This window comes from Streptomyces sp. NPDC051563, assembly GCF_044454225.1.
Classification (GTDB): Bacteria; Actinomycetota; Actinomycetes; order Streptomycetales; family Streptomycetaceae; genus Streptomyces.
Window position 1 is genome coordinate 40407 of sequence record NZ_JBITDL010000018.1, and the last position, 12876, is coordinate 53282.

Here is a 12876-nt window from a genome sequence, read left to right on the forward strand (position 1 = left end):
GAGGTGCCCGTGACCACCCCCCGAGCTGACGCATCCGGCCGACCCGCGGCGACGGCCGAGTCCTACCGCCTCGCCGTGGTGGGGGGCGGGCCCAGGGCCACGTACGCCCTGGAGAGGCTCTCGGCGACGATGGACCGGCTCGGGGAGGGGCGCCGCCTGGAGGTCCACCTCTACGAGCGCACCGGCATGTTCGGCGCCGGCCAGGCGCACAGCCCCGACCAGGCGCGTACGAGCTACCTCAACCGCATCGGCGCCCAGGTCGGCTTCGCCGCCGACGAGACCGTGACCGGCGCCGGCCCGCTGCGCCCCCCGGCCGAGCGGCCCACCCTGCACGAGTGGTGCCGGCGCCGCTACGAGGAGACCGGCGACCCGGACCTGGACCTGGGCCCGGAGGACTGGCCCAAGCGCTACGTGCACGGGCTGGCCCTGCGCGACATGTTCCAGGCCTTCGCCGCGGACCTGCGCCGCCATCCGGGCGCCGAACTCCACCTTCACCACGCGGAGGTCGTCGACCTCGCCCCCACCCCGGACCACCGGCTTGAGGTCGTCACCGCCGACAGCGAGCGCCGCACCGCGGACGAGGTGCTCCTGCTCACAGGCCACTCGTACCACGACCCGCAGCGCTCCGCGGCGGGCCGTCGCTCGGACGGCCTCGCCGCGGGCGGCGGGACCCGCCACGTGCAGCACCCGTACCCGCTGGAGGAGCGGCTCGACGCGCGTGGCTGCGGTCCGGCCGCGGTGGTCGGATGCGCCGGCATGGGGCTCACTGCCATCGACACGATCCTGCACCTGACCGAGGGGCGCGGTGGCTCCTTCCACGAGTCTGACGAGGGCGGTGCCGGCCTGGTCTACAGGCCGAGCGGCCGGGAACCGGCGGCCATCGTCGCCTTCAGCGGCTCCGGCCTGTTCACCTTCGCCCGGCCCGACAACCACAAGCCCAGCAACGGTTCCGGCGACCACCCCGGCACCTTCCTGACGCCCGAGGCGGTCGACCAGCTGCGGGCACACGTCGGCCGGCCCCCGGCCGCCGGTGGCTCGGGCCGGCCGCAGCTCGACTTCGAGCGGGACCTCCTGCCGCTGGTCGTCCTGGAGATGGCTCACTTGCACTACGTGACCCTCTTCGGCCCCGCCGCGGCGCTGTTGCTCACCCAGCGCGCGCTGCCGGGCTACCTGGCCTTCCTGACGGGTATGCCCGCCGACGGCGCCGGCCACCTCCTCGCACCGCTGGAGCGGGCGGTGGACGAGATCGTCGACGTGCTGGAGCCCGTACTGCGCGCCAAGTCTGCGCTGTCCTTGGCGCAGGCCACCGTCTCCTGGCGGGTCCGGGACGTCCTGCTGCACTGGACCCGAACGGTGTACGGGCCTTCGGCCGAGGCCGGGGTCGCCCTGCGCATCGCGCGGGCGGTGCCGCCCGGTGAGGTGACCGCCGCCCTCGACTCGGTGTCGGGGCTGGAGACGTACCTCCACGGCAACCGCTTCGACTGGCACCGGGCAGTCTCCCCGGTGCCGCCCGCCGGCTCACCCGGGGAGTTCCGGGCGTCGGTCCGTGCGTTCATGGCCCGGGACCAGCTCTGGGCCCGGCAAGGCAACCTCGCCAACCCCCACAAGGCCGCCTCGGACGGCGTCTGGCGCGACCTGCGCCACGTCATCTCGTACGCCGTGGATCACGCGGGACTGACCGCCGCGTCCCAGCGGGACTTCCTCCGCCGCTACGTGCGTCACCACAACCGGCTGGCGAACGGCGCCGCCCCCGAGATCATGGCGAAGATGGCCGCCCTGATCGACTGCGGACTGCTGGACGTCGGCGCCGGACCGGACGCCCGGGTCACGCTCGACGAGCCCACCGGCAAGGCTGTGGTCGAGGGCCCGCACACGGGTCTGTCCCGCCCCGTCGACGTCCTGGTCGAGGCCCGGATGCACGGCTTCGACCCGCGACTCGACGCTCTGCCCCTCTACCGCAACCTGCTGGACCGGGGCCTGGTACGCCTGTGGAGCAACGAGTCGGCGGACGGCGAGGTCTTCCAGCCCGGCGGGCTCGACCTGACCCCGGAGTTCCACCCCGTCGGCCCGGACGGCACGGCGGACCCGCGGATCACCGTCCTGGGCGTGCCCTCCGAGGGTGCTCGCTCCTTCCTGCTTTCGGCGCTGCGCCCGAACGCCGACCACTACGTCATGCGGGACACACTGGTCTGGCTGGATCTCTTCTGGCCGAGGGTCGAGCAGGGCTGACCGGCCGAGGCCCGGCACGGGAGCCGGGCCTTCGTCGCGGATCTCGCTACGGCCGGATGATCTGAACCGGCAGCTGCCGTGGATCAGCTCACCCACCATCGAGACGCTGATGCCCGCCTTCTTGTCGGTGAACGTCTGGCCCGGCCGGAACGGCGCGGCGGCATATTGGGCCGCGGGGTGCAGCTGCCGCACACGCGGAACTCGGCTACTGCCGCCTCCTCGTTTCCTCGGCGGAAGCCTTCAGGCCCTCACCTACAAGGATCGCACCTGCTGGCTGAGCGACGGGGTCAACGAACGGGCGGCCGACGCGGACGACGGCGGTGCATCTCGGTTGACCTGGCCGACACCGAGCAGATCAGCGCGTACGCCACCGCGACCGTGCACAGCGCCCCCCCGTACGAGATGGAAGCCCGCCTGGGTGACGGCTTCCATCCGGGCGGCCGTAGGGCACGCGGCTCGAGCCGTCCCAGAAAAGGATGATCCACACCATCCTGGCCGGTGCCATGCGCGCTATGGACCGCCCCGCCCAGGCAGATCTGGTGGAGGCCCTGGCAGAGAGCCTCGAACCGGTTGCGGCAGGCGGCCCATGACGAGCGGGTTGATCTCGCCTGACTGCGGACGGGGGCGCTCGTGAGCACGACGATCTGGCGCTGACTGCTCTCGCCCAGGACGAGCTGGCACGCCCGGCGCGCAGTGCGGGCCCCCAATGGGGACCCGTCCTTCGACGTGGCGTGGCGTCAGACACGCGTAAGGCTCCACCCCGACGAGGCGGACTACCGGGCGGCCGGCCATCGGGGCCCGGTGTCGTCCCGGAGGACTCCGCCACGGAACAGTCCTCCACCATCAGACCGGATGGGCCTTAAGCACGAGGGCGGCCTGGGTACGCAACTCCTGCGACTCCAGGCCGCCCTCCTTCAGTGGAGGTCCAGCACAACTTCACCTCGGTGCGGCTGGTCACGTGGCCGCGGGCGGATCCAGGCGCGAGGAGCGGATCGCCTCTCGCCCGGGCAAACGGCCGCGCATGCCAATGCCCTCTACGACATCCTCGAGCGGGAGCCCGACCACGAGTCGGTCGCGGTGTTCGCACGAGTGGACCGCCACAACGGCCCCAGCCAGAAACTGCTCGACCGCGCGGGCTTCCAGCAGGTGATCCCTGGGACCGCTGAGCGCTGGCTCGGCTGGTGGCTCGTGACCTTGGAGCGCTGAGCGAGCCCACCGAGATCGCCTGCACTGTTCAGGGAAGCGAAATGGGGCCATCGGGGATCCAACCCTCCACGTACCCGGTGACGAGAAGGACCAGCCCCTCGGGTGAGACTTCCCGCCGGCGTCGTCTCAGATCGCCAACTCCCCACCTGGTATGCGACGGAGAATTTATTTCGAAGCGATCTCCTTGTTCGTTGCTTACGTGGAAAATGAGCGCTCGCGAAGTCGTTGCGCGATCGAACTCCCAGCTCTCTTCATGCGTTGATTCACGCATGCCGTAGACCGACCCGAATCGGGGGTTCCTCTCGTTCAGCTGCTCAAGCAGGAACTGGGCTGCGGCGTCCTTGAAGCCGGCTCCGGCGTCGACGCGAACGTGGGGCACTGTCCAGGGGCCGCAGCAGCCGCCGCACAGCAAGAGTCGCCGCTGATCGTCGAGTAACAGCAGGTAGACGAGGCGGTCGAAGCGGGGCCACGGGATGTGTGGAGCGGGCATGCTACAAGCCTGCACACCTGCTATTGAAACAGCAAGTAATGTGCCGTCATCCGGGTGACGCCGTGAGTCCTGCTTCGCAAGCTGTCGCGGCCGACAGGGTGTGGTCATGCGGCCAGGCGTGACCCTCAACCGCTATGCGGTCCGAGTCTCCTGGGACCGCTCCACGCTCTCCCGGTTCCTCAGCGGCGCCTTGGTGCCACCCGCCGAATTCGTCGAGCAGCTCATCGACGACGGCGACCGAGAGGCAGGCGCGGAACTGAACCGTTCCGACTTTCCTGCCGGTGGTTTGCTGGCCGGTGATCAGTCGGCTCCTGGTTCTGTGTCAGCGTAGTGGGCCGCCTCGAACTCCGTTGGACTGATCATGCCCAGACTTCCGTGCAGCCGACGGTTGTTGTGCCACTCGACCCAGGAGGCGGTGGCGTACTCGACGTCCGAGGCCGATCGCCAGGGGCCGTCGTGCAAGACCTTGGTGCGTATGCATTCGGCCTTGTAGAGGTGTTGATCGTCTCCATCAGCGCGTTGTCATACGCGTCCCCGACGCTGCCGATCGAGGGGCGGATGCCCTCGATGCTCAGGTGCTCGGTGAAGCGCACGCTCGTATATTGGGCGACCCGGCATCGGAGTGGTGGATGAGCTGGCTGCGTCCCACGGGGTTGCCCTCGTGGGTTCGGCGCCACAACGCCATCCGGCAGTGGCACGTCGACCAGCTCCACGTCTCGCTTGACCGAGGCGTTCCAGCTCACGATCTTCTGGGAGAAGCAGTCGACGATGACGTGACGTAGGTGAACGACTGATACGTGCGAACGTAGGTGAAGTCGGTGATCCGGCGCCGGGGCCGTGAAGTCGCGGTCCAGCAGGTCCGGCGCCCGCGCGTCGGCGCGGTAGGGGATCGTGGTTCTGGGTCTTCGCCCGCGGACTACGCCATTGAGGTCGAGTGAGCGCATGGCGCGGTCGACGGCGCCGAAGCCGGCTCGGGCAGGAGAGCGCGGCGGATGAGAGCCAGCATTTTGCGCCGGCCATACAAACCCTCAGGAGCCAGCACACGCTCACCGGCCGTGTTGGTGGTGAAGGCCAGGCGGCGGACTGAGTCCTCGACCAGGGCGTCAGGGCAGCGCACCATCCGCACTGCGGCCGGTGCCGCAAGAGAGGAGGTGCAGTCCGCAGCCCGGCATCTGTCGAGGTGCGGCCGGAGGACCGCTCCAGCCCTACCTGGTCTGTCATCGATTGCCTCGGCGCAGCACAGGATCGTGCTTGAAAACGTCGAGGGCAGCTCTGCTCATGCGGCGCCTGCGCGGCTGCCCTAATCCAAGCGCAACTGGTGCGCTAGGAGGCTCCGTGCCGCTGACTTCAGGTGCGCGGTGCCTGCGCAGGGATGCGGGTTCTGAGGCGTTTTGAAATCAGGAGAACGCGTTTTGCGGCTTCGAAGCCCACGTCTTTGACCAGCGGTTTCTGGGTTTTAGACAGATCCCCACCGTCACTCCGGCGAAACCGGCGACCTGGCCCACGGAGTAGCCCATCGCTTTCCGCTCCTCTTCTCGGGTACGCGCCCAGCCTGGTCCCTCACGCCGCGTGAGGTGCAAGCCCGGCCGGCCGCAGGACTCGGGCGGCGGACCTCACGGGGACGGGGCGAGGACCCCGGCGAAGGCGTCGCCCGGGTCGTCGGCGAAGGAGTACGCGCCGCCCTCGATGCGGGCGACCAGGCCCCGGGTCCAGTCCGCCTCGGCGTCCGCCGAGTGGATCCAGCGGTGCATGATCTCGCCGATGTGGCCCAGCGGCTCGGCGCCCAGCGGTTCGGGGCCCTCCGCGGGGAGGTAGTGGTCCGTGACGGTGGAGCGCCAGGCGGCCAGCCGGCCCAGCCGCTCGCGGAGCAGGGCCAGGGCCTCGGCGCGGGGCAGGTCGACCATGAAGCCGAGGGCCGAGGCGAGCACGTCGGCCCTCTGGTCGGCGGAGGACAGCGCCTCGCGGAGCAGCTTGAAGTACTCCGCGCGGCCCGCCTGCGTCAGCTCGTACTCGGTCCGCGGCGGGCCGCCCGCCGCGGACGGGGCCACCTCGTGGGCCAGCAGCACGCCCTGCTTCGCCATCTGCTTGAGCGCGTGGTAGATCGATCCGGGTTTGGTGTTCGACCACTCGTGGGCGCCCCAGAACTCCAGATCGGCCCGGACCTGGTAGCCGTGGGCCCGCCCGTGCCGGCGGACGGCGCCGAGGACGAGGAGGCGGATCGCTGACATGGGGCCAGGCTACTGACCCGGCCCCACTGTCCTGTGCCTAGGGGATGTCTTGTCGATCAGGCCGGGCTCGCGGGGCCTGATCGACAAGACAACCCCTAGCCCATGGCCCGGGTGCCGTCGATGGTCTCGCGGACGATGTCAGCGTGGCCCGCGTGCCGGGCGAACTCCTCCACCAGGTGCAGCAGCATCCACCGCATCGAGACCTTGGTGTCCTGCGGGAACCACGGGGCCGGGGGCAGCGGGAAGCTGTCGTCGAGGCTGGGGACGGCCAGGATGAAGGCCTCCGTCTCCTGCCTGACCTCGTCCCAGAGGGCCAGCACCGAGGTGATGGTCTCGTCACCGACCAGCCGGAAGCCGTCGGCCCAGTCGCCCTCCGGGCGCTCGGTCTCGCCCTGCGCCATCCGCAGCCATCCGAGCTCGCAGATGGCGGCGTGCTTGAGCAGTCCGGACACCGAGAGCTCGCTGGCGCTGGGCCGGCTCGCCGCCTGCTCCTCGGTCAGGCCCTGCGCCGCCTCGCGCAGCGCCGTGCGCTGGGACTCGATGAAGGCGAGGAGCGTGCGGCGCTCGTCACCGGGGACCTCCGTGGACATCTGAGCCATGACCTGACCGCCTTCTGTTCCGTGTGTCCCGCGGTGCCCCGCGGGTCTTTCCTGCTGACAAGAACCACGGTACGAACCCTTGCGGTCAGATTCGGTCCGCAATCACCGGGCTCGCCGGAGGATGACCGGGGATCACTGGTTTTCCTGCCGGACCGGCGGGAGCCCGGTCTGCGGCTTGGGCAGCAAGGCCTTCTTCAGGTCCTGGGCGCCCTTCTCGTCGAGGCCGTACATCGCCTCGTAGATCTTGCGGACGGCCGGTCCCGAGGCTCCGGAGCCGGTGCCGCCCTGGGAGATCGTCATCACGATCGCGTAGTCCTCGGTGTAGGAGGCGAACCACGAGGTGGTCTGCTTGCCCTGGACCTCGGCCGTACCGGTCTTCGCGTGCATCGGGATCTGCTTCTGCGGCCAGCCGCCGAACCGCCAGGCCGCGCTGCCGGTGGTGGCCACGTCCGCGAGGGCCCCGTCGATGTCGTTGCGGAGCTTGGCGTTCATCGGGAGCTTGCCCTGCTCCTTCGGGGCGATCTCCTTGACCGAGGCGCCGTCGGCGCTGACCACGGCCTTGCCGATGCTGGGCTGGTGCAGGGTGCCGCCGTTGGCGATGGCGGCGTAGACGGAGGCCATCTGGATCGGGGTGACGAGGGTGTCGCCCTGGCCGATGGAGTAGTTGATCGCGTCGCCCTCGCGGAGCTGGTTGCCCTGGCGGCAGTTCTCGTAGGCGATCTTCTCGGCGTACGAGCCGTCCTTCTTGCCGTCGCGGCACCAGGCGGCCTTGTTCGCCTCGAAGAAGTCCTTCTTCCACTGGCGGTCGGGAACCCGGCCCGGGACCTCGCTGGGCAGGTCGATGCCGGTGCGCTTGCCGAGGCCGAACTCGTGCGCGGTCTTGAAGAACCAGTCGCCGGGCTGCGCCTTGGGCTTGATGCCGCCGTCCTTCTTCCACTCCTTGTCGGCGATGCCGTAGTAGACGGTGTCGCAGGAGACTTCCAGGGCCTTGCCGATGGTGATGTCGCCGTAGCCCTGGGACTCGAAGTTGGTGAAGACCTGGCTGCCGACCGAGTACGAGCTGGGGCAGCCGTAGAGCTTGTTGAAGGGGTAGCCGGCGTTGACCGCGGCCGTCGAGGAGACCACCTTGAAGATGGAGCCGGGGGCGGCCTGGCCCTGGATGGCGCGGTTGAGCAGCGGGTAGTTCGATCCCTTGGCGGTGAGGGAGGCGTAGTCCTTCGCGGAGATGCCGCCGACCCAGGCGTTGGGGTCGTAGGTCGGGTTGGAGGCCATCGCGACGACCCGGCCGGTCTTGGCCTCCATGACCACGACGGCGCCCGAGTCGGCCTCGTACTTGCGGCCCGTGTTCTTGTCGAGCCCCTTGCGGGCCTCGACCATCGCGTTGTTCAGTTCGCGCTCGGCCACCGCCTGCACGCGCGAGTCGATCGAAGTCACGATGTTCGCGCCGGCCTGCGGCTTGTCGCTGACTCCCTCGCCGATGATCCGGCCGAGGTTGTCCACCTCGTAGCGGGTGATGCCCGCCTTGCCGCGGAGCTCCTTGTCGTAGGTGCGCTCCAGACCGCTGCGGCCGACCTGGTCGGAGCGCAGGTACGGGGAGTCGGAGTTCTTCGCCTTGGTGATCTCCTCGTCGGTCACCGGGGACAGGTAGCCGAGCACCTGGGAGGTGTTGGCGCCGTCGGGTCCGGCGTAGCGGCGCAGGGCGGTGGGCTCGGCGGTGATCCCGGGGAACTGCTCCGCGTGCTCGCGTATCTCCAGGACCTGGTCGGTCGTCGCCTCGTCGGTGATGGGGATCGGCTGGTACGGGGAACCGTTCCAGCAGGGCTTGGGGGTCTTGGCGTCGCACAGCCGGACGCCGTTGACCACGTCGTCGGGGTTCAGGCCGAGGACCCCGGCGAGGTGGGTCAGGACGCCCTTGCCGCGGTCCTTCATCTTGGAGAGGTCGGTGCGGCTGGCGGAGACCACCATGCGGGTCTCGTTGTCGGCGAGCGGGACCCCGCGGGAGTCGAGGATCGAGCCGCGCACGGCGGGCTGGACCACCTGCTGGGTGTTGTTGTTCTTCGCCTCGTCCGTGTACTCCTGGCCGTTGCGGATCTGGAGGTACCACAGACGGCCGCCGAGCGTCAGCAGCAGCGAGAACACCACGATCTGGATCATGACGAGCCGGTTCTGGACCCGGGGCGTGCGCCCGGTCTCCGGTATGTTGCTCAACTCGGCTCTCCCCCGGACTGGTCCTCGCCTGACCCGCCCGAGTCTAGGGGGTGTCTTGCCGATCAGGCCGGATCAGGGAGCGGCGTCTGACGCGTGCGCTCGCAAGGCGGAGGAGGGAGTCGACGCGGAGCGTCGGCGAGTGACGACAACGCGGCGAGCGTGCGTGGCAGACGCCGCGAGCCCGGCCTGATCGGCAAGACACCCCCTCAGGCCCCGCGGAACTAGAACGGGAACTGCGTCCGGCCGTGCTGGACCGAGATCCATTTCTGGGTGGTGAAGGCCTCCACGGTGGCGTCGCCGTTGAGGCGGCCCATGCCGGAGGCCTTCTCCCCGCCGAACGCCGCGAGCGGCTCGTCGCCGATGGTGGAGTCGTTGACGTGGATCATGCCGGTCTCGATGCGGCGGGCGAAGCGGACCCCGCGCTCCACGTCCCGCGTGTGGACGGCGCCGCTGAGTCCGTACGGGGTCGCGTTGGTGAGGCGGACGGCCTCGTCCTCTCCGTCGAAGACGACGAGGAGGGCGACGGGGCCGAAGATCTCCTGGCCGAGCAGCGGGGAGTCCTCGGGGAGCCCGGCGAGCACGGTGGGCTCGACCAGGTTGCCGCGCGTAGAGCCGCGTACGAGCGCCTGCGCGCCGGAGTCGACGGCGCGGTCGACGAGCGCGGTGAGGGCGTCGGCCTGGAAGGAGTTGATCAGCGGGCCGATGTGGGTGTCGGCCTCGTGCGGGTCGCCGGTCTTCAGGGCGCGCACGCGGGCGGTGAACTTCTCGGTGAACTCCTCGGCGACCGAGGCGTCGACCAGGATCCGGTTGGCGGCCATGCAGACCTGGCCCTGGTAGACGAAGCGGCTGAAGACGGCCGCGTCCACCGCGTAGTCGAGGTCGGCGTCGTCGAGGACGACGAGCGCGCTGTTGCCGCTGAGCTCCAGGACGGTCCGCTTGAAGTGGCGGGCGGCGACCGCGCCGACGTGCCGTCCGACCCGGTCGGAGCCGGCGAAGGAGATGACCTTGGGGACGGGGTGGGTCAGGAGCGCGTCGCCTATCTCGGCGATGTCGGTGACCAGGACGTTGAGCAGCCCGGCCGGGAGGCCCGCCTCCTCGAAGATCTTGGCGATGACCCCGCCGCCGACGACGGGCGCGTTCTGGTTGGGCTTGATGACCACGGCGTTGCCCAGCGCCAGGGCCGGGGCGACCGACTTCAGGGTGACCAGGAAGGGGAAGTTGAACGGGCTGATCACGGCGACGACCCCGACGGGCAGCCGCTGGACCCGGTTCTCCTTGCCCTCGACCGGCGAGGGCAGGATGCGGCCCTCGGGACGGACGGCCAGCTGCATGGCCTCGCGGATGAACTCCTTCGCGAGGTGGACCTCGTACTCGGCCTTGGGACGGGTCCCGCCGAGCTCGTCGATCATCGCCTCGACGATCTCCTTCTCGCGCTCCTCGGTGATCCGCAGGGCGCGTTCCAGGACGGCTCGTCTGGTGTAGGGGCTGGTGGCGGCCCATTCCTTCTGGGCCCGCTCGGCGGCCCGGTAGGCCCGGTCGACCTGCTCGACGGTGGCCACGGTGATGGCCGCGAGCTTCTCCCCGTTGTACGGGTTGACGTCGATGATGTCCCACGACCCGGTCCCGGCCAGCCATTCGCCGTCGATGTACTGGTGAGCCAGGTCCTCGAATATGGACATGCCATCCCTTACGTCGAACGCGCGTCCTTGCGCTGCACCGGAGACCCAGGGGTCATGTGGGTCATCGTCATGCTCTGGCCATCACAGCCTGATCAGGCGTCATAGTACGTGTGAATCAAGACAGTTGGAGCAGACCGCGCAAGAGATCCCGGGTCTGGTCGGGGTCGGGGCAGTCGCTCTGGAGGCGCAGCATCGCCCGCTCGTACTGCCCCACTTCCTCGTCTTTGTCGAGGTAGAGGGCGCTGGTGAGCTGTTCCAGATAGACCACGTCCTGGAGGTCGGACTCGGGGAAGCGCAGCAGGGTGAAGGCTCCGCTCTCGCCCGAGTGGCCCCCGAAGGAGAAGGGCATGACCTGGAGGTGCACGTTGGGCCGCTGGGAGATCTCGATGAGGTGCTCCAGCTGACCGCGCATCACGTCCCGGTCGCCGTACGGGCGGCGCAGGGCGGCCTCGTCCAGGACCGCGTGGAAGACGGGGGCGCTCTCGGAGACCAGCACCTTCTGGCGCTCCAGGCGCAGCGCGACCCGGCGGTCGATCTCCGCGCGGCCGGCGCCGGGCATGCCGCGGCTGACCACGGCCTGGGCGTAGGCCTCGGTCTGCAACAGGCCGTGTACGAACTGCACTTCGTAGATGCGGATGAGGGAGGCGGCGCCTTCCAGGCCCACGTACGTCTGGAACCAGCCCGGCAGGACGTCGCCGTAGCTGTGCCACCAGCCGGCCACGTTGGCCTCGCGGACCAGCCCCAGGAGGGACTCCCGCTCGGCGCCGTCGGTGACTCCGTAGAGCGTGAGGAGGTCCTCGACGTCTCTGGCCTTGAAGCTCACCCTTCCCAACTCCAAGCGGCTGATCTTCGATTCGGATGCGCGGATCGAGTAACCGGCCGCCTCACGGGTGATGCCGCGGGATTCTCGGAGTCGCCTGAGCTGGGAGCCCAGGAGGATGCGGCGCACCACAGAACCACTGGCTTCTGCGGTCACGAGTCCTGCCCCTCCCCATGCGGTGGATGGATACGTTCGGATGCGCGTGTACGGCTGCGTCGCAGGGGCCCCCGTGCCCCTCAAGGCCCGCAGTCTGCCACCAAAACGCATCTGCCCGTACTCGTTCTGTAACGGATTTGGCCTCACCGTAAAAGAAGTCCGTAAGGATGCGTAGGAAGAAATGAGCAAGAACCGTCACGGGACCGGACAGGTCCGGCGCGTGCACGTGCATCTGCCCTTGCATCCGGCTCCGGCATTCGGAAGCATGGTCCCGCGCACCTGCGTGCCCCGCAGTTCTTTCGAATCCCGGGAGTGCCTCGCATGGGGACGAATGGATCGACCATGCTCGAGCCGTTACGGCAGGGGCTTCCCCCGGTCGACCCCACGGCTGTCTCCGGGTCCGCGTCCTGCGCCCTGCCGGCCCGCTTCGAAGCGGTGCGCGGTGCACGCACCTTCACGCGTTCCACCCTTTCCCAGTGGGGCCTCGACGACCGGTTCGACGACGTGGCACTGGTCGTCTCCGAACTCGTCACCAACGCGCTGCGCCATGCCCTCCCGGACGATTCCCGCCCGGCCCCGGGCGAGAGCGAGCCGCCGGTGCGGCTGCACCTGATGCGGTGGAGCACCCGGCTGGTGTGTGCGGTGCGGGACCCCAGCGAGGACCGGCCCGGCGGATGCTTCGCCCCGGACGCGACGGAGCGCAACAGCGACCTGGAGTCGGGGCGCGGGCTGTTCCTCGTCGACTCCTACAGCGACAACTGGGGCTGGCATCCGCTCGCGGGGCGGCTGACCGGCAAGGTGGTCTGGGCGCTGTTCACGCTCCAGGACTGACCCCGCACGAGCACCGCGGGATCACCTCACGACCTCCGCACGATCACCGCATATACGACAAGCGGCCGGGATTGATCATGGCGATCAATCCCGGCCGCTGCACGTGCATGGCTGATCTTGAGCTGTTCTTCAGCTGATCAGGTGGTCGAACTCGCCGTCCTTGACACCCAGCAGCAGCGCTTCTATCTCGGCCGGCGTGTACACGAGTGCCGGTCCGTCCGGAAACCGCGAGTTGCGCATGGCAACGTCGCCTCCGGGCAGTTTCGCGAACTCCACACAGGAACCTTGTGAGTTGCTGTGTCTGCTCTTCTGCCAGGTCACCCCGTCAAGCTCTGCAGCTGCCATCCCGTTGTACGCGTGGTCCACAGGAAGCCCCCGATAGTGCAGATGTCAACTGCACCGGATCATAGCTGTGTTCATGAACGCCTGC

The 12876-nt window shown here is 69.3% G+C and carries 9 protein-coding genes and 2 pseudogenes; 4 read left to right on the forward strand and 7 right to left on the reverse strand.

Annotated features, from left to right (window positions below; all coding sequences use genetic code 11):
• Positions 1-9: 9 nt before the first annotated feature.
• The 3 genes from ACIA8F_RS22120 (at position 10) to ACIA8F_RS22130 (ending at position 4256) form a co-directional block, all read left to right on the forward strand.
• A complete protein-coding gene (locus ACIA8F_RS22120; protein WP_399381068.1) occupies positions 10-2229 on the forward strand; it encodes an FAD/NAD(P)-binding protein in 2220 nt (739 codons plus the stop codon).
• 1077 nt (positions 2230-3306) lie between these two features.
• The gene (locus ACIA8F_RS22125; protein ID WP_399381069.1) at positions 3307-3435 is read left to right on the forward strand and encodes a hypothetical protein; all 129 of its coding nucleotides are present in this window, start codon (positions 3307-3309) and stop codon (positions 3433-3435) included.
• A 608-nt stretch (positions 3436-4043) separates the two neighbouring features.
• Entirely contained in the window at positions 4044-4256 is a 213-nt protein-coding gene (locus ACIA8F_RS22130; protein WP_399381071.1) for a hypothetical protein, read from the forward strand.
• Here the strand turns inward: ACIA8F_RS22130 and ACIA8F_RS22135 are convergent.
• From ACIA8F_RS22135 to ACIA8F_RS22160, 6 genes and pseudogenes are all read right to left on the reverse strand, one after another.
• Positions 4226-5054, reverse strand: a pseudogene (locus ACIA8F_RS22135) (IS3 family transposase); the annotation flags it as partial. The gene ACIA8F_RS22130 and the pseudogene ACIA8F_RS22135 sit on opposite strands and share 31 nt — an antisense overlap.
• 484 nt (positions 5055-5538) lie before the next feature.
• Positions 5539-6153 carry a PadR family transcriptional regulator gene (locus ACIA8F_RS22140; protein WP_399381072.1) on the reverse strand — a complete coding sequence of 205 codons (615 nt, stop codon included), beginning with the start codon at positions 6151-6153 and terminating at the stop codon, positions 5539-5541.
• 95 nt (positions 6154-6248) lie between these two features.
• Positions 6249-6743, reverse strand: a complete 495-nt coding sequence (locus ACIA8F_RS22145) for a DinB family protein (protein WP_399381274.1) — start codon at positions 6741-6743, stop codon at positions 6249-6251.
• Positions 6744-6893: 150 nt separating this feature from the next.
• Positions 6894-8960, reverse strand: a pseudogene (gene mrdA, locus ACIA8F_RS22150) (penicillin-binding protein 2); the annotation flags it as partial.
• A 221-nt stretch (positions 8961-9181) separates the two neighbouring features.
• Positions 9182-10639 carry an aldehyde dehydrogenase family protein gene (locus tag ACIA8F_RS22155; protein WP_399381073.1) on the reverse strand — a complete coding sequence of 486 codons (1458 nt, stop codon included), beginning with the start codon at positions 10637-10639 and terminating at the stop codon, positions 9182-9184.
• A gap of 115 nt (positions 10640-10754) precedes the next feature.
• A complete protein-coding gene (locus ACIA8F_RS22160) occupies positions 10755-11615 on the reverse strand; it encodes a helix-turn-helix domain-containing protein (protein ID WP_399381075.1) in 861 nt (286 codons plus the stop codon).
• 342 nt (positions 11616-11957) lie between these two features.
• On the opposite strand from ACIA8F_RS22160, the gene ACIA8F_RS22165 reads away from it, so the two are divergent.
• The gene (locus tag ACIA8F_RS22165; protein ID WP_399381077.1) at positions 11958-12446 is read left to right on the forward strand and encodes an ATP-binding protein; all 489 of its coding nucleotides are present in this window, start codon (positions 11958-11960) and stop codon (positions 12444-12446) included.
• A 129-nt stretch (positions 12447-12575) separates the two neighbouring features.
• Here ACIA8F_RS22165 and ACIA8F_RS22170 read toward each other — a convergent pair whose 3' ends face one another.
• A complete protein-coding gene (locus tag ACIA8F_RS22170) occupies positions 12576-12812 on the reverse strand; it encodes a DUF397 domain-containing protein (RefSeq protein ID WP_112450436.1) in 237 nt (78 codons plus the stop codon).
• Positions 12813-12876 lie beyond the last annotated feature (64 nt).

Bases quoted from the DNA above. Each gene is read 5' to 3' on its own strand.
- ACIA8F_RS22140 (WP_399381072.1), bottom strand. From the start codon at position 6,153: ATGTCAGCGATCCGCCTCCTCGTCCTCGGCGCCGTCCGCCGGCACGGG.
- ACIA8F_RS22145 (WP_399381274.1), bottom strand. From the start codon at position 6,743: ATGTCCACGGAGGTCCCCGGTGACGAGCGCCGCACGCTCCTCGCCTTC.
- ACIA8F_RS22155 (WP_399381073.1), bottom strand. From the start codon at position 10,639: ATGTCCATATTCGAGGACCTGGCTCACCAGTACATCGACGGCGAATGG.
- ACIA8F_RS22165 (WP_399381077.1), top strand. From the start codon at position 11,958: ATGCTCGAGCCGTTACGGCAGGGGCTTCCCCCGGTCGACCCCACGGCT.